This is a genomic window from Neobacillus drentensis, assembly GCF_021560175.1.
Lineage (GTDB): Bacteria > Bacillota > Bacilli > Bacillales > Cytobacillaceae > Neobacillus > Neobacillus drentensis_A.
The window spans coordinates 1,784,240-1,806,149 of record NZ_CP091110.1 but is presented as its reverse complement, the minus strand read 5'-3'; the positions used below and the strand labels follow the sequence as shown (position 1 = coordinate 1,806,149).

18 protein-coding genes are annotated in these 21,910 nt (G+C 41.8%); 1 reads left to right on the top strand and 17 read right to left on the bottom strand.

What is annotated here, in order from left to right; translation table 11 throughout:
* From fmt to L1999_RS08405, 9 genes are all read right to left on the bottom strand, one after another.
* Entirely contained in the window at nucleotides 1-942 is a 942-nt protein-coding gene (fmt, locus tag L1999_RS08445; RefSeq protein ID WP_235743135.1) for a methionyl-tRNA formyltransferase, read from the bottom strand.
* The gene (gene def, locus L1999_RS08440; RefSeq protein WP_430540008.1) at nucleotides 939-1,439 is read right to left on the bottom strand and encodes a peptide deformylase; all 501 of its coding nucleotides are present in this window, start codon (nucleotides 1,437-1,439) and stop codon (nucleotides 939-941) included. The genes fmt and def overlap by 4 nt, the downstream gene beginning before the upstream one ends.
* 205 nt (nucleotides 1,440-1,644) lie before the next feature.
* Entirely contained in the window at nucleotides 1,645-4,062 is a 2,418-nt protein-coding gene (gene priA, locus L1999_RS08435) for a primosomal protein N' (protein ID WP_235744292.1), read from the bottom strand.
* Nucleotides 4,049-5,272, bottom strand: coding sequence for a bifunctional phosphopantothenoylcysteine decarboxylase/phosphopantothenate--cysteine ligase CoaBC (gene coaBC / locus L1999_RS08430; RefSeq protein ID WP_235743133.1), 1,224 nt, complete (start codon nucleotides 5,270-5,272; stop codon nucleotides 4,049-4,051). The genes priA and coaBC overlap by 14 nt, the downstream gene beginning before the upstream one ends.
* A 188-nt stretch (nucleotides 5,273-5,460) precedes the next feature.
* Nucleotides 5,461-5,679, bottom strand: a complete 219-nt coding sequence (gene rpoZ / locus L1999_RS08425) for a DNA-directed RNA polymerase subunit omega (RefSeq protein ID WP_215040739.1) — start codon at nucleotides 5,677-5,679, stop codon at nucleotides 5,461-5,463.
* Between the two features lies 1 nt (nucleotide 5,680).
* Nucleotides 5,681-6,295 (bottom strand): guanylate kinase, encoded by a 615-nt coding sequence (gmk, locus tag L1999_RS08420; protein WP_235743132.1) that lies wholly within the window; start codon nucleotides 6,293-6,295, stop codon nucleotides 5,681-5,683.
* 12 nt (nucleotides 6,296-6,307) lie between these two features.
* Nucleotides 6,308-6,571 carry an extracellular matrix/biofilm regulator RemA gene (remA, locus tag L1999_RS08415; RefSeq protein ID WP_098528797.1) on the bottom strand — a complete coding sequence of 88 codons (264 nt, stop codon included), beginning with the start codon at nucleotides 6,569-6,571 and terminating at the stop codon, nucleotides 6,308-6,310.
* Between the two features lie 61 nt (nucleotides 6,572-6,632).
* The gene (locus tag L1999_RS08410; RefSeq protein WP_235743131.1) at nucleotides 6,633-7,508 is read right to left on the bottom strand and encodes a YicC/YloC family endoribonuclease; all 876 of its coding nucleotides are present in this window, start codon (nucleotides 7,506-7,508) and stop codon (nucleotides 6,633-6,635) included.
* Nucleotides 7,509-7,610: 102 nt separating this feature from the next.
* On the bottom strand, nucleotides 7,611-10,289 hold the full coding sequence (locus L1999_RS08405) for a calcium-translocating P-type ATPase, SERCA-type (protein WP_235743130.1): 2,679 nt from the start codon (nucleotides 10,287-10,289) through the stop codon (nucleotides 7,611-7,613).
* A 163-nt stretch (nucleotides 10,290-10,452) separates the two neighbouring features.
* Here L1999_RS08405 and L1999_RS08400 point away from each other — a divergent pair, with 163 nt between their 5' ends.
* Complete coding sequence (locus tag L1999_RS08400) at nucleotides 10,453-12,162, top strand: Rqc2 family fibronectin-binding protein (protein ID WP_235743129.1); 1,710 nt, start codon at nucleotides 10,453-10,455, stop codon at nucleotides 12,160-12,162.
* Between the two features lie 133 nt (nucleotides 12,163-12,295).
* Here the strand turns inward: L1999_RS08400 and pyrE are convergent, their stop codons facing one another.
* From pyrE to L1999_RS08360, 8 genes are read right to left on the bottom strand one after another with little or no spacing between them, the layout of a single operon-like run.
* Entirely contained in the window at nucleotides 12,296-12,949 is a 654-nt protein-coding gene (gene pyrE, locus L1999_RS08395; RefSeq protein ID WP_235743128.1) for an orotate phosphoribosyltransferase, read from the bottom strand.
* On the bottom strand, nucleotides 12,946-13,662 hold the full coding sequence (gene pyrF, locus L1999_RS08390) for an orotidine-5'-phosphate decarboxylase (RefSeq protein WP_235743127.1): 717 nt from the start codon (nucleotides 13,660-13,662) through the stop codon (nucleotides 12,946-12,948). The genes pyrE and pyrF overlap by 4 nt, the downstream gene beginning before the upstream one ends.
* Nucleotides 13,634-14,575 carry a dihydroorotate dehydrogenase gene (locus L1999_RS08385; protein ID WP_235743126.1) on the bottom strand — a complete coding sequence of 314 codons (942 nt, stop codon included), beginning with the start codon at nucleotides 14,573-14,575 and terminating at the stop codon, nucleotides 13,634-13,636. Before L1999_RS08385 ends, pyrF begins: the two co-directional genes overlap by 29 nt.
* Entirely contained in the window at nucleotides 14,572-15,345 is a 774-nt protein-coding gene (locus L1999_RS08380) for a dihydroorotate dehydrogenase electron transfer subunit (protein WP_235743125.1), read from the bottom strand. Before L1999_RS08380 ends, L1999_RS08385 begins: the two co-directional genes overlap by 4 nt.
* Nucleotides 15,342-18,548 carry a carbamoyl-phosphate synthase large subunit gene (gene carB, locus L1999_RS08375; RefSeq protein ID WP_235743124.1) on the bottom strand — a complete coding sequence of 1,069 codons (3,207 nt, stop codon included), beginning with the start codon at nucleotides 18,546-18,548 and terminating at the stop codon, nucleotides 15,342-15,344. Before carB ends, L1999_RS08380 begins: the two co-directional genes overlap by 4 nt.
* Nucleotides 18,541-19,632: a carbamoyl phosphate synthase small subunit gene (locus L1999_RS08370; RefSeq protein ID WP_235743123.1), complete on the bottom strand. Its 1,092-nt coding sequence runs from the start codon at nucleotides 19,630-19,632 to the stop codon at nucleotides 18,541-18,543. Before L1999_RS08370 ends, carB begins: the two co-directional genes overlap by 8 nt.
* Nucleotides 19,629-20,912: a dihydroorotase gene (locus tag L1999_RS08365; RefSeq protein ID WP_235743122.1), complete on the bottom strand. Its 1,284-nt coding sequence runs from the start codon at nucleotides 20,910-20,912 to the stop codon at nucleotides 19,629-19,631. The genes L1999_RS08370 and L1999_RS08365 overlap by 4 nt, the downstream gene beginning before the upstream one ends.
* Complete coding sequence (locus L1999_RS08360; protein ID WP_235743121.1) at nucleotides 20,872-21,816, bottom strand: aspartate carbamoyltransferase catalytic subunit; 945 nt, start codon at nucleotides 21,814-21,816, stop codon at nucleotides 20,872-20,874. Before L1999_RS08360 ends, L1999_RS08365 begins: the two co-directional genes overlap by 41 nt.
* Nucleotides 21,817-21,910 lie beyond the last annotated feature (94 nt).

The following is a 21,910-nucleotide window of genomic DNA, read 5'->3' as shown; positions in this document are numbered from 1 at the left end:
TTATTCTCCCAGCTTACTGCCCAATGTAATTTTTGAACCAGCACCTCTTAAAAATTGTTCACTGAGCATTTTGGTTTTACCCGAAGGCTGTAGTTCAATTATTTTAATGGCTGTGTTATTTCCTGTTCCAACGGTGAAGCCATCTGATTCTATTTTTAAAATCTTCCCGGGTTCACTCGTTAATCCCGTTACTTTTTCAGACTGCCAAATTTTTAACACTTGCCCCTCCATTGTCGTAAACGCGACTGGCCATGGGTTTAACCCGCGGATATGGTTATAGATTTCTTCTCCCGTTTTCTCCCAATCAATCTTTTCCTGCTCACGTTTAATGTTGGTGGCAAATGTAGCTTCCGCCTCGTTTTGGGGCTTAGGGGTAAGTCGTCCGGCTAATAAAGGCGGCAGGGTTTCCGATAACAGTTCCGCCCCCGCTGCACTTAATTTTTCAAACAGGGTACCCACATTATCCTCTTCGCTAATCGGCACTTCTACACTTGTTAAAATGTCACCTGCATCTAATTTTTCGACCATATACATAATGGTAACGCCCGTCTTCTTTTTCCCTTGCATAATAGCATAATGAATCGGCGCACCGCCGCGAAGCTCCGGCAACAATGAAGCATGTACATTAATGCAGCCGAATTTTGGCGCATCTAACAGCTTCTTAGGTAAAATTTGCCCAAAAGCTGCTGTAACAATTAAATCCGGCTCTAAGGCGAGAACTTTGGCTAGTTCCTCTTCTTGGCGAATTTTTTCGGGCTGATAGACAGGGATTCCGTGTTTGACTGCCTCTACCTTTACAGGCGGCGGCGTTAATACTTTCTTCCGCCCTACTGGCCGGTCAGGCTGAGTTACGACCCCAATCACCTCGTAACCATCCTTAATGATTTGCTGTAAAACTTGAACTGAAAAATCCGGTGTCCCCATAAAAACGATTTTGGTCATTCACTTTCTACTCCTTCTAACTCTTCTTCCTTAAGATACTTAGAAACCTTGGTGGTAAATAGAATGCCGTCTAGATGATCAATTTCATGCTGGATGGCTCTTGCTAAAAAACCTTCGGCTTCAAGTGTGTACTCTCTCCCTTTACGGTCAAACGCTTTAATCATTACATAATTTGGGCGGGTAACCTCACCATATAATCCAGGAAAGCTGAGACAGCCTTCAGGATCGGTTTGTTCTCCTGATGTTTCAATAATACGCGGGTTCATCATTTCAATTGTGCCGAAGTCATCATCTATATCCACTATCGCAATTCGGGCATCGAGTCCTATTTGCGGAGCAGCTAGTCCGACCCCGTCAAATTCAATCATTGTGTCATACATATCATCCAGAATACGTGCTAATTTTTTATCAAACCTTACGACCTCCTTGCAGGATTGTTCAAGAATCTCTGCAGGGTGCATTACGATTTTTCTAATTGCCAATTTTGTTCCTCCCATATGCCAAATCTAGTTAGCTGTATATTTTCTTTTAATAACCTTCGATATATGTCTAGCTACAGCGACTAGGGGCTCGGGGTCATAAGCCAATCCGTCAAGAAGGCTCGTCTTATGCCTCGCCCCTGGACTAGGCGCTTCCGCTTTTCTTATCATTTTCACCCAAAAACGACATTCATAACCTTTTACAATCTAAATTGAGGATTGGTTACATTAAAATAACTGGATTGACATCAATCGACACCAGCAACCCACTTTTGGCATCCTTTTGGTATTGATCAAGGATGGTTTTTAGTGCTTTGATCAAGTTCGGTTCCCGCTTGTATTTTATCAAACATTGATAACGATATCTATTATTTATCCTAGGGATGGAGGAGGCTGCTGGTCCTAAAACGACTGCTTTATTTGACACTTGTGTGCGAACATAGTTTACCATTTTTTCAGTAGCCGAAACGACATTAATCAGGTTTTCATGACTCACGGTGATCAGTGCAAGATAAAAAAATGGGGGATAATGATGCAGTTTACGAATCAACATTTCCCGCTGATAAAATAAATCATAATCCTGACGGCCGGCCAGCTCAATACTATAGTGTTCCGGTGTATAGGTTTGAATCACAACTTCACCGGGCAGCTGATGTCTTCCAGCCCGCCCGCTGACTTGAGTCAATAATTGAAATGTCTTTTCTGATGCGCGGAAATCCGGTAAATGGAGCATTGTATCAGCAGAAAGCACACCTACTAAGGTGATATTTGGAAAATCCAGACCTTTGGCAATCATTTGCGTCCCAAGTAAAATATCAGCTTTTCCATCTTTAAAATCAGTAAGGAGCCTCTCATGTGCCCCTTTCCGTCCCGTTGTATCGACATCCATTCGAATGACTCTTGCCTCGGGGAGAATTTTTCCTAATTCCTCTTCCACTTTTTGAGTTCCGGTGCCAAAATAACGAATATATTCACTAGTACATTCAGGACAATTCTTTGGTACATAACTTTCATAACCGCAATAATGGCATTTCATTTGTTCGTTCACGCGATGATAGGTAAGGGAGATATCACAGTTAGGGCAGTTTACCACATACCCACAGTCTCTGCACATCACAAATGAAGAGTGCCCCCGCTTATTTAAAAATAAGACAGATTGTTGTTTCTTTTCGAGCCGGTCCTGGAGCAGTTCGAAAAGTTTCCGGGAAAACATCGAACGATTGCCATCACGAAGTTCTTCCCGCATATCAATGATTTCTACGGATGGAAGTTCCTGATTGTTCATCCGGCTTGGTAATGATAACAGCTGATAGACCTTCTTTTGCGCTCTTGCAAAAGACTCAAGCGATGGGGTGGCACTTCCGAGCACGACTGGACAATTATAAGTCTTCGCTCTTTCTATTGCCACATCCCTGGCGTGATAGCGCGGCATTTCTTCCTGCTTATAACTGGTTTCGTGCTCTTCATCAATAATAATAATGCCAATATTTTCAAACGGTGCAAAAATAGCAGAGCGAGCTCCGACCACTACTTTTACTTCCTTCCGCTGAATCTTGCGCCATTCATCATACTTTTCCCCTGCAGATAAACCGCTGTGTAAAACGGCTACTAAATCACCGAACCTTCCTTTAAATCGATGGACCATTTGCGGGGTTAGAGCAATTTCAGGTACTAGAACAATCGCTTCTTGACCTTTTTCAATAACTTCTTGGATTGACTGCAAGTAGATTTCTGTTTTGCCGCTCCCAGTAACGCCATACAGCAAAAACACCTCATGCTGATCTAATTCAATCGATTGGAGAATCGGAGCAATGGCTTTCTGCTGGGAGTCTGTTAACGGCAGTGGCTTAGTCCGCTCGAATGTTCGATTTTCAAATGGGTCACGGTAAACTTCTTTATCAAACTCTGATAATAACCGCTTTTCAACAAGGGCTTTTATGGTCGATCCTGAAGTTTTTAGCTCAGCAAGTAAGGTTTTTAATTCAACTTCATCCTCATGCTCAAGAAAATAGCGCAAAACCTGCCTTTGCTTTTCCGCCTTGGCCGGAATGGTTTGGATTGCCTCTTCTAATTCATGCCTGGTGACAGTTGGCCGAACAAATTTCCGATGTTTTTTCCGCACACGTTCTTTCACCACATAAACGACTTCTAAATGACCGTTTGCAGCCTCGCGCTGTAATAGAGGACCGATCCCCATTTGTAGTGCATCTTCCCAATCAAGTTCTCCGTCATTCTCAAAGTAGGCTTGCACTTTTGAGGGTAACTCCATGAAAGCTCCCTTGTTTGCAAGCCTGACTTTTTTTTCGTATTTTGCTTTTAAAGCTGCCGGCAGCATTACTTGGAAGGCAAAGATTTTAAAACAAAGCGTGTTTTCAGTCAGCCAGTTCCCAAGGTTTAATAATTCGTTATTCAACACAGGCTTTAGATCCATGGGCTCAATGATCTCTCTAAGCTTGTTTACATCTACATCTGATTCTGCTTTTAATCCCACGACAAAGCCTTGGATATGCCTTGGACCAAAGGGGACAATGACCCTCATGCCCGGCTGAATGGTGCCCCTCCACTGTTCAGGGATCAAATAATCGAAGGCCCGGTCCGTTTGTTTAGTCGGTACATCAACGATGACACTAGCTATTTCCATTTTCATCCATGTCCTTCAAAAGTGAAGTGATTTCTTCAATAATTTTTACGGCCACTTCGTTCTTTGTCATCAGCGGTAAACGAATGATCTCTCCTGAGCGCTTAAACAGAGTGACAATGTTTGTGTCGGTGCCAAAGCCCGCTCCTTCTGCTTTTACATTATTGGCAACAATCATATCTGCATTTTTTTTGCTTAATTTCGTTTTTGCATATTCTTCTAGATGATCGGTCTCTGCAGCAAAGCCAACCAGAAGTTGATTGACCTTTCGCTTTCCTAGCTCAAAAAGAATATCACTTGTTCTTTCTAACTCAATAGTAGTATCGCCTGTCTGCTTTTTCACCTTATGATCAAAAGTCACTTTCGGGCGGTAATCTGCAACCGCCGCAGTTTTAATGACCACATCGGCACCATCGTAGTGCTTCAAGACTTGATGGTACATCTCCTCTGCACTCTCAACCTTTACGAGTTCTACCCCCTGTGGAGCGGATAGTGAGACAGGACCAGAAACCAAAATCACGCGCGCTCCTTGTTTAACAGATTCCTCTGCCAATGCGTACCCCATCTTTCCCGATGAATGATTGGAAATAAATCGGACTGGATCTATTTTTTCTCGTGTTGGTCCAGCCGTGATCATGACTGTTTTTCCCTTTAACTTTTCCTGTTTTTGTCGATTAAAGTGGTTTTGTATTAATATCACTATTTTTTCCGGCTCTTCGAGGCGGCCTTTTCCTACATAGCCACAGGCAAGGTATCCTTCGCTAGGCTCAATAAATTGACAGCCATACTGAGCCAATACCTCAAGATTTCTTTTTACAGCTGGATGGTCATACATATGTACATTCATCGCAGGGGCAATCCACACAGGCGAAGTTGCCGCAAGCAATGTAGTGGTAATCATATTATCTGCAATTCCATTTGCTAATTTTCCAATTGTATTAGCAGTAGCCGGAGCAACAAGAATTAAATCAGCCCAATCTGCCAAATCAATATGAGCAATCACTTGTGAATTCTTCTCATCAAAGGTATCCGTATATACATCATTGCGGGATAAGGCCTGAAAGGTTAAGGAGGTAACAAATTTTTCTGCCGATTCACTTAAGATGACCTTCACGTTAAAACCTGCTTGCACAAGCTTACTTGTTAGTGCTGCAGCTTTATAAACAGCGATCCCTCCTGTCACACACAATAGGATGTTGCGTTCCTTACTCATTGTTTAAGCCCCCACTCTTGTCCATTACTTTTTAGTTTAATTATGCTAGAAAAGATCTTTTTTTTCATCTATTTCCTTATCAATTTCATGCAATTCACTTAAAGCAAAATAAAAAGGCTGACATACAGGCGAATCTCCCTTTTGTCAGACCTTGTTTCATTTATATATTGTGCCTGTGGGCTGGGTCATTACTCAGCAGATGTTTCTGCCTTTTTTGAAACTCGATATGTTAGTTCACCACTATAAATTTCCTCTAATGCTTTTCCTACATATTTATAAGAAACATATTTAGGAAGTCTTTCATCTTTTACTTGTGACATCACACGGGCGCGCTTTGCCGCAACAGAAACAAGTGAATATTTTGAATCAATTTTTTCTAATAATGAGTCAATAGACGGATATAACATATTAATCAACCTCCAGAAGTTTTTTATAGCGATGTTCGACTCTTTCTCTACGGCAATGCTCTGCCGTTACAATGGCTTTCACGCGTTTACAGGCATTCTCCACCTGATCGTTTTCCACCACATAATCATATAATTCCATCATTTCAATTTCCTCACGTGCCGTTAACATTCGATTATGGATGATATCTTCTGTTTCTGTTCCTCTCGTTACAATCCTATTCTTGAGTTCAGTCAAGCTTGGGGGCATGAGGAAAATGAATAATCCCTCCGGAAATTTCTCGCGTACCTGACGGGCACCCTTAACCTCAATTTCTAAAAAGACGTCTTTTCCGGAATCTAATGTTTGCCGAACATAATCAACAGGTGTTCCATAATAGTTGCCAACAAATTCGGCATACTCTAATAACTTCCCCTGCTCAATTAACTGTTCAAACTGCTCACGTGTCTTAAAGAAATAATCAACCCCGTCCACTTCCCCTTCACGTGGAAGCCGGGTGGTCATGGAGATGGAATATTCAAAAGCGGTATCTGGATGAGAAAAGATCTCTTTTCGAACCGTTCCTTTCCCAACACCAGATGGTCCGGATAATACAATCAGCAACCCTTTTTCCTGCATATTATGAAAATCCTACCCTTCATCAATAATATCATCACGGTCAGTTAAGCGATTGGCAACCGTCTCCGGCTGTACAGCTGAAAGTATGACATGGTCACTATCCATTACAATTACAGCACGTGTCCGTCTGCCATATGTAGCGTCAATAAGCGAACCCCGATCCCTGGCATCTTGAATGATTCGTTTAATTGGCGCAGATTCCGGGCTGACAATGGAAATAATGCGATTGGCAGATACAATATTTCCAAATCCAATATTGATTAATTTAATCGACATGGTTACTCATCCAATCATTAATAATATATTTTGACCGTGTTAAACAGTTTCTAAACAAATCCTACTCGATATTCTGAACCTGTTCTTTCAGCTTTTCAAGTAAACTTTTGATCTCAACGACTTTTTTTGCAATGTTTGAATCGTTTGCTTTGGAACCGATGGTGTTGGCCTCTCTGTTCATTTCCTGAACAAGAAAGTCCAGCTTCCTGCCAATTGGCTCGCACTCATTTAAGGTTTGTAAGAATTGCTGGATATGGCTTCTTAACCGTGTAATTTCTTCATTGATATCTGCTTTGTCAGCAAAAACAGCTACCTCTGTTAAAATTCTCGTTTCATCCAATTGCCCATTAACAAACTCCTGCATTCTTTTCGTCAAGCGCTCCTTAAAGGCTTGAACAACGAGAGGAGCAAATTTTTGGAGCTCTGTTACATTGGCTTCAATTTGGGCAGTGATTGCAAGTAAATCTTTTTTTAATTCTTCTCCTTCTGCCATCCGCATTTGCTTTAACAATATCACAGCCTCTTCTATGGCCGTAAGGACAAGTTTTTCTATTTCTTCATTGCCTGCTTCACTTTCTTCAATATGTAAAAGATCGGTTCGATTAAGTAAATCTTGCAGGGTAATGGTCCCTTCGATCCCGTATTTACCTTTCGCATCACTAATGAATTGGAAATATTCCTCTATCAGCTTCCAATCTGGCTGGATCTTCCTTGAGACAATCCCTTCACCATCAACACTTACATACACTTCTACTCGGCCGCGGCGAATATGAGAGCTCAATATTTTTTTCATTTTATCTTCTATTTTTAAAAGTTGTCTTGGCATCCGGATATTCATTTCAGAGAATCGGTGATTGACTGATTTTATTTCAACATTCACTAAAAATTCTCCTGACTCTGTCTTCCCTCTGCCAAAGCCTGTCATACTAATAACCATCACGTACACATCCAATCTTAGATAATGATCGGCTCTTTATTTTTTAAAAATAACAAAAGGTAATAGAACTGAATTCTATCACCTTTTGGATTATAACACACTTTATTTTGTTTTTCTTAACAAAAATGATCCTGCTAATAAAAAAGTTGGAACGGCAGATAATCCTAAAATTAACAACCAATCTTTTCCTGCAATAGGAAGTGTGTGAAAAATAGGCTGTAATGGCGGGTAGTAAATAGCTACTAGCATTAGTAATAAGGATGAAACAACCGCCCAGACAAGATATTGGTTCCCAAACGGATTTCTTGATAGGACTGATCGTTCGCTGCGGCAATCAAAAACATGGATCAGCTGCGCCATAACAAGGGTTGCGAATGCAACAGTCTGTGCGTATGGAAGTTGACTTGGATCATTATGGTACACAATCATGAATGCCAAAAGTGTAACTAGGCCGATTAGGAATCCGCGCGAGACCACTTTCCAGCCGAGTCCACGCGAGAATACCCCTTCATTAGGACTGCGTGGACCCCGCTTCATTACATTTTCTTCAGGCTGATCAAGTCCTAATGCCATCGCCGGCAGTCCGTCCGTCACTAAATTGACCCAAAGTATCTGAATCGGAACAAGTGGCAGCGGCAATGCCAATAACATGGCAAACAGCATAACCAAAATCTCACCGACATTGGATGCAAGCAGGTAGCGGACAAATTTACGTATATTTTCGTAAATATTTCTTCCTTCTTTAATAGCCGCTTTAATCGTAGCAAAATTATCATCCAATAAAACGAGTGCTGAAGCTTCTTTCGCTACGTCAGTGCCGGTGATCCCCATGGCAACACCAATATCAGCGGCTTTAATAGCCGGAGCGTCATTTACTCCATCACCTGTCATGGCAACAATATGCCCTCTGTTTTGCAAGGCTTTAACAATTTTTAATTTATGCTCTGGAGACACCCTTGCAAATACGGAGACATCATCCACCACAGCTTCCAATTCTTCTACAGACATTTCTGCTAATGCCTTTCCCTCGAGTACCTTGCTCTTCCTAGTCAAGATCCCAAGCTGAGATGCAATCGCTTTGGCCGTAATGACGTGGTCGCCCGTAATCATCACGGTTTTAATGCCTGCCTCTTTACATTCTTTTACAGCCGCTTTCACTTCAGGTCTTGGCGGATCAATCATGCCTTGGACGCCGATAAAGGTTAATTGTTTTTCAGCTTCATGGTCGCTCAAGATTAATGTATTGGCAGGGATAGGCTTAAAAGCAATCGCGATCGTTCTTAGTGCCTGTGAGGCCAGTCCATTTATCGCATCCTGTACCTTACTTTGTGATTCCCTGTTTAAGTATTGGGTTCTCTCATCCCATAAAATGGACTCACAGATACCTAACACGACATCGGGTGCTCCCTTGGTTACGATAAAGTTTCTTCCCTGTTTGTCTTTCACATGGATACTCATCATTTTTCTCGTCGAGTCGAACGGAAATTCATTAACAATCGTAAATTCTTCTAATAATTTGGTACGGTCAAACCCCGCTTTCATTGCACTGACAAGCAGTGCTCCTTCAGTTGGGTCGCCGTCTAAGATATAATCGTTATCTTTTATGGCCAGTGCTGAATGGTTGCATAACATCCCAAAGATTAACATTTGCTGTAATGCCTTTTCATCCCTAGGCTGTACATTTTGTTCATCTCGATAAAAATTCCCCTGTGGCTGATAGCCGACCCCGTCGACTGTCCAGGTATTTCCGCCGCTCCATAGATGTGTAACGGTCATTTTATTTTGTGTCATCGTTCCGGTTTTGTCCGAACAAATGACCGATGCACAGCCTAATGTTTCAACAGCCGGTAATTTCCTGACAATGGCATTTTTCTTGATCATTTTTTGTACGCCCAAAGATAAAGCCACGGTCACTATAGCCGGAAGCCCTTCAGGTATCGCTGCTACCGCTAGCGAAACACCTGCTAAAAACATCTCATATAATTCATGTCCTTGGATTACCCCGACAATCACCACTAGGACCGTCAGAACCAAGGCAACAGTAATTAATATTTTTCCAAGCTGCTCTAGACGCCGCTGCAGCGGTGTATCCTGCGACTCTGCATTTTGCAGTAAATCGGCAATCTGCCCCATCGCTGTTTTCATACCGGTTGCAATGACGACACCTAATCCACTGCCCCTTGTAATCATCGTTCCCATAAATGCAATATTTTCCATATCACCGATGCCGGGATTTGGGTTGCTTAACGGATCAATATGTTTAGCAACAGGAACGGACTCACCCGTTAGTGCGGATTCTTCAATTTCTAAACTTTTCGATTCAATAACACGCACATCTGCACCAATTCGATCTCCACTTGCAAACTTAATTACATCGCCAATCACAATATCTTTCGAAGGAATCTTGATCCACTGGCCTCCACGAAGTACAGACACCTGTGGTGCCGAAAGCTCTTTTAAAGCTTGGAGTGATTTCTCTGCCCGGCGTTCCTGATAGAAACCTAGACATCCGTTAATAATGACAATGGCTATAATCGCTATCGCATCGATATACTCACCCAACAAGCCCGAAATCAGCGTCGCGGCTAATAGCACTAATACCATAAAGTCTTTAAATTGGCTGAAAAATAAGAGTAAAGCCGATTGCTTTTCTCCCTCTTCTAATTCATTTAGTCCGTGTTGTTTTACTCTTTGCTTTACTTCTTCCTGCGATAATCCAGAAGAAAAGTCGGTTTCTAGAGCCTTTTCTACTTGATCTATCTTCATTTCATGGAATTTCATCCGACCATCTCACTTCCCCGTTTTATAGACTTGCTCTAAGGAAAGCTTATTCAGGGTCGTCCAAAAAAATGCTAGATGAAAATGTGATTGATGGGTAAATTAAGACAGATTTTAGCCAGATAGGATATAATTGAAACATAGCTTCTAGAAAAGGATGTTTTCCATGTCATTTGATGGTTTATTTACAAAAGCAATGGTGGATGAATTGGTTCGTTCCCTTAAGGGCGGACGGATTAACAAAGTCCATCAGCCTTATAAAAATGAGGTCATTCTCACGGTCCGTGCAAACGGAGTTAATCAAAAACTATTATTATCGGCTCACCCAAGCTACGCAAGAGTCCAATTCACCAATGAAGCCTACGATAATCCAAGTGAACCCCCTATGTTCTGTATGCTGCTTAGAAAACATATTGAAGGACATATATTAGAGGATGTATATCAGGTTAACAATGACCGGATGATTGTGTTTGAAATAAAAGGAAGAAATGAAATTGGTGATATCAGCTATAAACAACTTATTGTCGAAATTATGGGGCGTCATAGCAATATTGTTTTAGTAGATAAGACACGCAATATCATTCTTGACAGTATTAAGCACGTTTCTTTTGCAGTAAACAGCCATAGAGCGATTCTTCCGGGGCAGCCATATATTAACCCGCCCGAACAACATAAACTCAATCCGTTTACTGCGGTTGAAGAGGATGTATTAAAGAAGATTGATTTTATGGGCGGTAAACTGGACCGCCAGATCGTTGAACATTTCGGAGGTATTTCGCCGCTTTTGGCAAAGGAAGTTATATTTGAGAGCGGATTAGCCAATCGTTCAACAGTGCCAGCAACATTTGTAAGACTGATGAAAAAAATAAGCTCTGGGGATATTGCTCCCTCTATCATGACTTCTAATGGAAAAGAGTTATTTTATTTATTCCCGCTTGAACATATAAAAGGAGAAGTAAAAACTTTTTCAACCCTAAGTGAAATGCTCGACCGTTTTTATTTCGGGAAAGCCGAAAGGGACCGGGTGAAACAGCAAGGAAATGATATTGAGAGATTTATCATCAATGAAAAAGAAAAGAACGAAAAGAAAATTGACAAACTCCAACGTACATTGGAAGAAGCAGAGAAAGCAGAAGAGTTTCAACTATACGGGGAGTTGTTAACTGCAAATCTATATGCGGCAAAAAAAGGGATGAAACAAATCGAGGTTCTTAATTATTATGATGAAAACGGCGGAATGCTTGTCATTCCACTCGACCCAAGAAAGACACCATCTGAAAATGCCCAAAAGTATTTTTCTAAATATCAAAAAGCTAAAAATTCGATCTCGATTGTGATTGAACAAATTGATAAGGCACGTGAGGAAGCTGCGTATTTTGATAATTTACTCCAGCAAGTACAAGCAGCATCGCCAAAGGACCTTCAGGAAATCCGTGAGGAACTTGTTGAGGGTGGTTATATCCGCGAGCGCCAAAAAAAGAACGGAAAAAAACCTCATAATAGCAAGCCAGTTTTGGATCACTTTGTTGCTTCTGATGGGACAGAAATTATTGTTGGAAAAAACAATAAACAAAATGATTACTTAACTAATAAACTGGCAGCGCGGGACGATATTTGGCTTCATACAAAGGATATTCCCGGGTCACATGTAGTGATTCGCAGTAAGGAGCCTTCAGATGAAACGATTCTCGAAGCTGCAAATTTATCGGCCTATTATAGCAAGGCACGTAATTCCGGTTCGGTGCCCGTTGACTATACAAAAGTCCGCCATGTAAAAAAACCGAATGGGGCAAAGCCGGGATTTGTCATTTATGATAATCAACAAACGGTTTATGTGACTCCTGATGAGGAAATGGTTTTAAAATTGAAGAAATAATAACTAAAAGTGGGGAGCCATCATATTGATTTGGCTCCCCTTTTTGGTTTATCGGCAGTTCTTCGGTACTTATCGGCGGTTTTCCGCTACTTATCGGCGGTTTCTCTGTATCCACACTTTATCAGCGAAAAATTTATTTTGTAACCGATTCTGCTTCTTCGAATTTTTTACTCCATGCAGCTGGATCTTTACTCCATAAAAGCAGGCTTTCCTGATTTTCCGAACTAACATAGCCCTTTGTAATAGCCACTTCAATTAAGGTAGAAAAATCAGTTAAAGAGAAACTCTTAATATTTTCTTCCTCAAATAATTGTTTCCCTTTTTCAAGGCCATATGTAAAGATCGATACGACCCCTAGCACGTCACAGCCAGCCTCTTTTAAGGCATTAACCGCTGTGATTACACTGCCGCCGGTAGAGATTAAGTCTTCGACTACGACTACTTTTTGGCCAGCTTCGGCTTTCCCTTCAATTTGGTTCCCTTTACCGTGCCCCTTTGCTTTTGATCGTACGTAGCACATCGGTAGGTCCATAAGACCGCTGACCCATGCAGCATGAGGAATCCCAGCGGTTGCGGTTCCAGCAATTACTTCAGTTCCCGGAAAATGTTCCTGAATCAGCTGCTGCAATCCTGCCGCAACTGCGTTTCTCACCTCAGGATAGGAAAGAGTTAGACGATTATCACAATAGATTGGGGAACGAAGTCCTGACGCCCATGTAAACGGTACCTCGGGCTTCAAGGCAACCGCGTTGATTTCTAGTAATTTTTCGGCAATTATTTTTTTCATTGTTGTACTCCCTTCCATGCTTCCATCCATTGTTGATAACTTGTAAGCGGGTCTTGTGAACGAGTAATCGACCGGCCTACAACAATCGAACTTACCCCCATTGTCTGTGCTGCTTCAGGGGTTGTGACACGTTTTTGATCTCCAACCTGATCTGACGCCATTCGAATCCCCGGACATACCGTCAGAAACGATTGTCCAGCCTCTTCCTTTATCATTGCTGCTTCCCATGCAGAGCACACAACTCCATCTAGACCAGCTTGTTTCGTAATCGAGGCATAATGAAGCACCGATTCCTTCAAGGAGATCGGAATAAGCTGTTCTTTTTTCATTTGTTCCTCAGACGTACTTGTTAATTGGGTTACTGCGATACAGGCAGGTCGTTTCCGTCCTCCCGGGGTACCTGCTTCAAGACCTTCAAGGGCCGCCTGCATCATATCTATTCCACCGGCTGCATGAACATTAACCAAATCACACTCTAGACGAGCAAGACCCTTCATCGCACTTTTAACTGTATTCGGAATGTCATGGAGTTTTAGATCTAGAAAAATACGGTGGCCTTGCTCCTTTAATTGATGAATGATCGAGGGGCCTTCCTGGTAAAACAACTCCATCCCAACTTTTACAAATAGCTCTCTACCCGCGAACGGCTTCAGAAATTGATTAACTTCATTCATGCCGGGAAAATCAAGCGCGATGATAAGCGAGTTGTCCATGTTCCTTCCAGCTCCTTCCTGTACATTCACTGATGTGTTCAAACCCTAATTCTTCAAGTAATCTTGGTAATTCTTCTATGATTGTCGGGCAAACAAACGGATCTACAAAGTTTGCTGTTCCTACTGCGACTGCACTAGCCCCCGCATAAAAATATTCAATGACATCTTGAGCCGTCTCCACGCCGCCCATACCGATAATGGGAATTCTGACCGCCTGGCTGACTTCGTGAATCATCCGAATCGCCACTGGTTTAATTGCTGGGCCGGACAATCCACCGGTCCGATTGGCAAGTATCGGTTTGCCGGTTTTTAAATCAAGTCTCATTCCAATAAGGGTATTAATCATCGTCAGCCCATCCGCACCACCTGCTTCAACGGCCTTCGCCATTTCTACAATGTTGGTTACATTGGGCGACAGCTTCACATATACGGGTACCTCTGATACCTCTTTAACCTTACGGGTTAATTGTTTTGCTGTTTCCGGAATGGTTCCAAACGCAATCCCGCCTGTTTTTACGTTCGGGCAGGAAATATTTAGTTCAAGCGCATGTACATTTGGTGCCTTAGAAATTCGACGGGCTACTTCCACGTAATCCTCTTCAAGTGAGCCGGCTACATTTGCAATAATTGGTACATCATACTGAGATAAGAAAGGCAGCTCTTCGCCAAGAACTTTATCCAGTCCAGGATTTTGCAAGCCAATTGCATTTAACATGCCGGCAGAAGTTTCCGCGACACGCGGTGTTGCATTTCCGAACCTTGGTTCTACAGTTGTAGCTTTAATCATAATGGCGCCAAGTACACTCAAATCATAGAACTGACTGTATTCTCTGCCGAACCCGAAGCAGCCGGATGCAGGCATGATTGGGTTTTTTAAGTTTAAGCCTGGTAATTCAATATTTAATCGACTCATATCAATACCTCCCCGGCTCGAAATACAGGACCATCACTGCAGATCTTCTTATAAGAAACTCCTGTTGGATCATCCTTCTTTTTACATACACAAGCAAAGCAGGCACCGATGCCGCAGCCCATTCGCTCTTCAAGCGATAAGAATACTTTTTTATCTTGATAATTCTGTTCAATTGCTCGTAACATCGGAGTTGGACCGCAGGTATAAATACAATCAAACTGCAAATCTTTCATGACATCAGTGACAAAGCCTTTTCTTCCATAAGAACCATCTACTGTCGTCACATAGGTTTCCCCATTTTTCAAAAATTCTTCTTCGTAAAAGACAGCGGATGCTGTCTGGAATCCAAGCACATGGATGACTTTAACACCCTTTGCAACCAACTGATTCGATAACTCATACAATGGAGGGACACCGATTCCGCCCCCAACAAGTAGCGCCGTATCCCCTATGCTTACCTCGTCTACAGGAAATCCATTACCTAGCGGACCAAGGATGTCAACCAACATCCCTGGTTGTAATTCTGCTAGCATGGAAGTTCCTCTTCCCTCTTTACGATAAATCATCGTTAAACTCTTCTGCTCAAAATCGTATGAAGAAATACTTATTGGTCTGCGTAACAGTGGATCCAAGCCATTTGAAACTTTAATATGAACAAATTGACCTGGTGACGTGATTTGGGTAACCAATTCGCCATTTATAGTAAGTTCATAGATATCTGATGCTATTTCTTTTTGGCTTAGAATTTTGCATAACTCTTTTTGGATCATGCAAACACTGCCTCCTTTTTCATTGCTGCCATTGGTTCTGCTGAGAAATTCATGGATTCAATCACTTTTAAGATTGCATCAGCTGTATCTAATGAAGTTAAGCATGGAACACCATTTTCAACAGATTCACGGCGGATTCTAAATCCATCACGTTCCGGCTGTTTGCCTTTTGTTAGTGTATTAACTATGAACTGGGCTTCTCCATTATGGATAACATCTAAGAGTGTTTTTTCTTCTGAACCAATCTTTCCTACCACTTTTACTCTTAGGCCTGCCGATTCTAACACAGCTGCTGTACCGCTTGTGGCCATTAGACGATAGCCGATGCTTGAGAAACGCTTCGCAAGCTTTAATGCTTCTTCTTTATCCTTATCGGCTACCGTGAACAATACAGTGCCAAATGGCTGAATTTTCATACCTGAGGCAACTAATCCTTTGTATAAAGCTTTTTCCAGTGTTACATCCTTACCCATGACCTCTCCAGTTGACTTCATTTCCGGTCCAAGCGTGATATCGACACTCTTCAGTTTGGCGAAAGAGAATACAGGAACTTTGACGTATACTCCTTCTTTTTCAGTAACAAGACCTGGAATGTAACCTTGGTCAAGGATGGATACCCCAAGAATCGCTTTTGTTGCAATCTTAGCCATTGGGATATTGGTAATTTTACTTAAGAATGGAACGGTACGGCTTGATCTTGGATTGACCTCTAGAACAAACACTTCGTCACCTGCAAGTACATATTGAATATTTAGTAAGCCAATAATATTTAAGCCTTTTGCTAGTTTCTCAGTATACTCAACAAGGGTTTGTTTGGTTTTCTCACTTAGCGTTTGCGGCGGGTAAACAGCAATCGAATCACCAGAGTGAACCCCAGCTCTTTCGATATGTTCCATAATGCCTGGGATTAAGACGTTTGTTCCATCACAAATCGCATCTACTTCAATCTCTTTTCCTGTTAAATAACGGTCAATCAAGACTGGATGTTCAGGGTTTACGTTTACTGCGTTTTTCATATAGTAAAGCAGTTCTTCTTCACGGTAGACTATTTCCATCGCCCTTCCGCCTAACACGTAAGAAGGACGGACTAGGACCGGATAACCGATGTCGCCGGCAATCACCACTGCTTCTTCCACTGACATGGCTGTTTTTCCTAACGGCTGCGGGATATTTAATTGTTGAAGAGCCTGTTCAAATTTATCACGATTTTCTGCGCGGTCTAAATCTTCTAAGCTTGTTCCGAGAATTTTCACACCGTTTTCTTCAAGTTTAGCAGCTAAGTTGATCGCGGTTTGTCCGCCGAATTGAACAACTACTCCTACTGGTTTTTCTAAATCGATAATACTCATTACATCTTCAATTGTAAGCGGCTCGAAGTAAAGTTTATCGGAAATACTGAAATCAGTCGATACGGTTTCTGGATTATTGTTGATGATAATCGCTTCATAACCTGCTTCTTTAATTGCTTTTACAGAGTGAACCGTCGCATAATCAAATTCAATCCCTTGGCCGATTCGGATCGGTCCAGAACCTAGTACAATCACGCTATTTTTCTCTGTCACAATCGACTCGTTTTCCTCTTCATAGGTGCCATAGTAGTAAGGTGTTGCCGATTCAAATTCTGCTGCACATGTATCAACCATTTTATATACAGGTCTAATCTCTAGATTGTTCCTGGTCCGGTAAATTTCTCCTTCAGATATATTCCATAGTTCAGCGATTTTTTTATCAGTAAAACCTTTTTGTTTTGCCTCTAGTAAGATTTCGGTTTCGAACGGAGTTGCTGCAATCGCCTTTTCCAGTTCAATAATTCCTTCCATCTTCTTTAAGAAGAACAAATCGATTTTACTCCATTCATGAATGGTGTCTATCGTTAATCCACGTTTTAACCCTTCTGCGATGTAAAAGAGTCTTTCATCTCCCGCTTTACGGATCCGCTTCTCAAGTAATTCATCATCAATCTCAGATGCACCGTTTAGTTCAAAGTGATGAACGCCTGCTTCAAGGGATCTAATCGCCTTCAATAATGATTCTTCGAATGTACGGCCAATCGCCATAATCTCACCGGTTGCTTTCATTTGAGTACCTAGTGAACGATTGCCCGATTCGAACTTGTCAAACGGCCATCTAGGGATTTTCGTCACGATATAATCAAGCGCAGGTTCAAAGCTTGCATACGTTTTTCCTGTAACCGGATTTAACATTTCATCTAGGGTTAAACCGACTGCAATTTTAGCTGCAAGCTTAGCAATTGGATAACCAGTTGCTTTCGACGCCAGTGCCGAAGAACGGCTAACACGTGGATTTACTTCAATAATATAGTAATGGAAGCTATCTGGATCTAAAGCAAGCTGAACGTTACAGCCCCCTTCAATTCCTAAAGCACGAATGATTTTTAATGAAACATTTCGAAGCAGCTGGTACTCACGGTCACTTAATGTCTGGCTCGGTGCCACAACAATCGAATCTCCTGTGTGTACGCCGACAGGATCGATGTTTTCCATGTTACAAACCACAATCGCATTATCGTTTGCATCACGCATTACTTCATATTCTATTTCCTTGAAACCAGCGATACTTTTTTCTAGTAAACATTGAGTTACAGGGCTGTGCTTTAAGCCGCTAGTAACGATTTCTTCTAATTCCTCATCGTTATGGCAGATTCCGCCGCCTGTTCCCCCTAATGTAAAGGCAGGACGGACAATTACAGGGAAGCCAATTTTTTCAACAAATGCCTTTGCTTCTGCTAATTCATGAATAATTTCACTATCTGGAACGGGTTCGTTTAATTCGTTCATTAGGCTGCGGAAAAGGTCGCGATCCTCCGCTTGGTTAATCGCTGAAAGTTTCGTGCCAAGAATTTCTACTTCACATTCAGCTAAAACGCCTGATTTTGTAAGATCAACCGCCAGGTTAAGGCCTGTTTGTCCGCCAAGAGTCGCTAGAAGTGCATCTGGACGTTCTTTGCGAATGATTCTGCTGACAAATTCAACGGTTAATGGTTCAATATAAACGGCATCTGCCATCTCAGTATCTGTCATTATGGTTGCAGGGTTTGAGTTTACTAGAATAACACGGTAACCCTCTTCTTTTAATGCGATACATGCCTGTGCCCCTGCATAGTCAAATTCTGCTGCCTGGCCGATGACAATGGGTCCTGAACCGATTACTAGAATGGATTTGATATCTGTACGTTTAGGCATTTGCTGTAACCTCCTGTTTGTGCTTTTCCATCAAGTCAATAAATTGATTAAATAGTCCGTTTGCATCTTCTGGTCCTGGAGATGCTTCGGGATGGTATTGAACCGTAAAAGCTGGATAATCTAGATGCTTTAGTCCCTCAACTGTACCGTCGTTAACTGCAATATGCGTAACTTTTAATCTTGTATTTTTAATCGATTCTTCTTCCACTGTATAACCGTGGTTTTGTGAGGTAATGGCAACTTTTCCTGTTGAAAGATCTCTGACCGGATGGTTTGAACCGCGATGACCGAATTTCATTTTTTCTGTGTTAGCTCCGCAAGCTAGTGCAAATAACTGATGACCTAAGCAAATTCCAAACAATGGCACCCTGCCTAATACACCTTTTAGCATATCAATTGCTTCTGGAACATCTTTTGGATCCCCAGGTCCATTTGACAGCATAATTCCATCCGGACGTAACTGGAGGATTTCGTCAGCTGTCGTATGATAAGGGACAACAACCACATCACAATCCCGGTGGTTTAGTTCCCTTAAGATTCCGTGCTTCATCCCAAAATCAACAAGTACGACTCTTTTGCCGCGTCCTGGGCTTGGATAAGAATTTTTAGTAGAAACTTGTTTCACTTGATTTGTTGGAAGTGGAGATTTTCTTAATTGTTCCAAAACCTCTTTTGGGTCCTTCTCAATGCTGCAGATGGCACCTTTAAGTGTTCCGTATTGACGGATAATTCTTGTTAATTTACGTGTATCAATACCTGCAATCCCAGGGATTTTTTTCATATCAAAGTATTCATCTAAGGTATATTCATTTCTCCAGTTGGATGGGAAGTCTGCTGCCTCTTTAACAACTAACCCCTTTATAGCAGGATTTATGGATTCAAAGTCGTCTCGGTTAATTCCATAATTACCAATCAATGGGTATGTTAATGTGACAATTTGCCCACAATAGGATGGGTCAGATATGATTTCCTGATAGCCTGTCATCCCTGTATTAAAAACAACTTCACCAATTGTTTCTGTATCACTTCCAAAGCCTCTACCAATAAAGATGGTTCCATCTTCTAAGATTAATTGTTTTTTCATACTAACACACGTCCTTTTTCCCAAGCGATTTCTCCTCCAGCGATTGTCATTTCAGGCCATCCTTTACATTTCCAACCGCCAAATGGTGTATTTTTTCCTTTTGATAAAAATTCTTCTGGGTTAATTTCTTGTTCTTCTAAGTCTAAGAGGACTAAATCTGCCGGTGCCCCCACCTCAATTTTTCCATAAGGCAGACCAAATGCCTCTGCTGGTTTTACTGTTAAGTAGTCTATCAACTGTTCAAGCGTCATGATGTTCTTCAATACTAAGTGAGTATATAAAAGCGGGAACGCCGTCTCGAGCCCGACAATACCGAATGGTGCTAAAGTCATTCCCTCAAGCTTCTCTTCTGCTGTGTGGGGTGCATGATCGGTTGCGATGAAATCAATCGTTCCGTCTAAAAGCCCTTCTATTAAGGCTTTGCGGTCTTCTGCAGAACGAAGCGGCGGATTCATCTTAAAGTTAGCATCCAGGCCTGGGATATCATCTTCAGATAATAATAAGTGATGAGGTGTTACTTCTGCCGTTACTTTAATTCCTGCTCGTTTCGCATCTCTTACCACTCGGACGGATTCCTTCGTGCTGATATGGCAGACATGATAATGGCATTCAGCTGCTTCTGCCAGTAAAACATCCCTTGCAATTTGCACGGATTCACAGATTGACGGAATTCCATTCAATCCATGTTTCTTCGCAAATGAACCATCGTGGACAGAACCTTTGTTGATTAATGTGTTTTCTTCACAGTGAGCGACAATCGCCATATCAAGTGCTGCAGCTTTTCTCATCGCTTCAAGCATCATGCTTGCAGACTGAACTCCTACACCATCATCCGTGAAGGCAAAAGCTCCGTTAGCTTTTAGACCTTCAAAATCTGTTAACTCCTGGCCTAACTGACGAATCGTAATCGAAGCATACGGCAGCACCCTAACCTTTGCTGTGTCCTTGATCCGCTTTTGCAAGTCCTCCATGTTGTTAATGGTGTCAGGCACCGGTCTTGTGTTTGGCATGTTGGCAATAGTGGTAAATCCGCCTCTTGCCGCTGCTGCTGTTCCTGTTGCGATGGTTTCTTTTTTTTCGCCGCCTGGTTCACGGAGGTGGACATGCAGGTCGATAAATCCAGGTGAAACTAATTTACCCTCCGCGTTAATTGTGCGATCCACAATTGTGTCGATTTGTGTTTCAATCTTTGTTATGATGCCATCTTCTATTAATATATCAGCTTGTTTCTTTTCTCCTTTAGATGCTATGTAGCACGCGTTCTGAATAAGTAGTTTCATTTTGGTTTCCTCCTTCAAGACTTTCAATTGATCTCTTAATGGCTGCCATTCTGACATACACACCGTTTTCCATTTGTTTAAAAATCCTTGATCTCTTGCACTCTACAAGACTATCGGCAATTTCTACATTTCTATTAACTGGTGCAGGGTGCATGATAATGCTGTCCTGCTTCATCATTTTTTCTCTTTCAAGAGTAAGACCATATTGTTTGTGGTACTCATTTGCCGTAAAGCTGCTTTTTTGTTGATGCCGTTCATGCTGCACTCTTAGCAGCATAACAACATCCGCTTCCTGAATGGCTTGGTCAATCGGTCTGTACTTAGACATATCGGCACTGCGGGAATCAAACCATTCTTCAGGGCCAGAAAAAATCACTTCTGCTCCAAGTCTTGTCAATACATCCGCATTAGAACGGGCAACCCGGCTATGACGAATATCTCCAATAATAGCGATTTTCAACCCGGCAAATTGGCCAAACTCCTCATGAATCGTCATTAAATCTAGAAGTGATTGTGTAGGATGATGGCCGACGCCATCACCACCATTGATGATTGGTATATTTACCTTCCCTACTAATTCATCAAAGTAGCGGTCCTGATCATGTCGAATTACAACTGTTTTTACACCAATGGATTCTAATGTTTTCACTGTATCATAAAGTGTTTCACCTTTTTGAACACTAGATGTCAGTACTTCAAAGTGGATTGCATCAAGACCTAACCTTTTTTCAGCCACTTCAAAACTGCTTTTTGTTCTTGTACTTGGTTCAAAAAATAAGTTGGCAGCGAAAATTTTTCCCTCTGGATGCCACTCCATTCCTTTTTTAAAGTTGTGAGCATCATTTAAGATTTGATAAATCTCTTCCACCTTTAATTCATTTGTGGTTAATAAATGTTGTAACATCCAATTTCCGCCTTTCAAAGATAATAAAAACACCCTGACCTTGTGATCAGGGTGTAAACGACCATACCTTCACAAAGATACGAAAATCCTATCC

What these genes read in the sequence shown, in the direction of transcription:
- pyrF (WP_235743127.1), bottom strand. Translation starts at nt 13,662, where the DNA reads ATGGACAACTCGCTTATCATCGCGCTTGATTTTCCCGGCATGAATGAA.
- L1999_RS08400 (WP_235743129.1), top strand. Translation starts at nt 10,453, where the DNA reads ATGTCATTTGATGGTTTATTTACAAAAGCAATGGTGGATGAATTGGTT.
- L1999_RS08370 (WP_235743123.1), bottom strand. Translation starts at nt 19,632, where the DNA reads ATGAAAAAACAATTAATCTTAGAAGATGGAACCATCTTTATTGGTAGA.
- def (WP_430540008.1), bottom strand. Translation starts at nt 1,439, where the DNA reads ATGGGAGGAACAAAATTGGCAATTAGAAAAATCGTAATGCACCCTGCA.
- carB (WP_235743124.1), bottom strand. Translation starts at nt 18,548, where the DNA reads ATGCCTAAACGTACAGATATCAAATCCATTCTAGTAATCGGTTCAGGA.
- L1999_RS08385 (WP_235743126.1), bottom strand. Translation starts at nt 14,575, where the DNA reads ATGAGTCGATTAAATATTGAATTACCAGGCTTAAACTTAAAAAACCCA.
- remA (WP_098528797.1), bottom strand. Translation starts at nt 6,571, where the DNA reads ATGTCGATTAAATTAATCAATATTGGATTTGGAAATATTGTATCTGCC.
- pyrE (WP_235743128.1), bottom strand. Translation starts at nt 12,949, where the DNA reads ATGAAAAAAATAATTGCCGAAAAATTACTAGAAATCAACGCGGTTGCC.
- priA (WP_235744292.1), bottom strand. Translation starts at nt 4,062, where the DNA reads ATGGAAATAGCTAGTGTCATCGTTGATGTACCGACTAAACAAACGGAC.
- fmt (WP_235743135.1), bottom strand. Translation starts at nt 942, where the DNA reads ATGACCAAAATCGTTTTTATGGGGACACCGGATTTTTCAGTTCAAGTT.
- L1999_RS08365 (WP_235743122.1), bottom strand. Translation starts at nt 20,912, where the DNA reads ATGAAACTACTTATTCAGAACGCGTGCTACATAGCATCTAAAGGAGAA.
- coaBC (WP_235743133.1), bottom strand. Translation starts at nt 5,272, where the DNA reads ATGAGTAAGGAACGCAACATCCTATTGTGTGTGACAGGAGGGATCGCT.
- L1999_RS08410 (WP_235743131.1), bottom strand. Translation starts at nt 7,508, where the DNA reads ATGGTTATTAGTATGACAGGCTTTGGCAGAGGGAAGACAGAGTCAGGA.
- L1999_RS08405 (WP_235743130.1), bottom strand. Translation starts at nt 10,289, where the DNA reads ATGAAATTCCATGAAATGAAGATAGATCAAGTAGAAAAGGCTCTAGAA.
- L1999_RS08380 (WP_235743125.1), bottom strand. Translation starts at nt 15,345, where the DNA reads ATGATCCAAAAAGAGTTATGCAAAATTCTAAGCCAAAAAGAAATAGCA.
- L1999_RS08360 (WP_235743121.1), bottom strand. Translation starts at nt 21,816, where the DNA reads ATGTTACAACATTTATTAACCACAAATGAATTAAAGGTGGAAGAGATT.
- gmk (WP_235743132.1), bottom strand. Translation starts at nt 6,295, where the DNA reads ATGCAGGAAAAAGGGTTGCTGATTGTATTATCCGGACCATCTGGTGTT.
- rpoZ (WP_215040739.1), bottom strand. Translation starts at nt 5,679, where the DNA reads ATGTTATATCCGTCTATTGACTCATTATTAGAAAAAATTGATTCAAAA.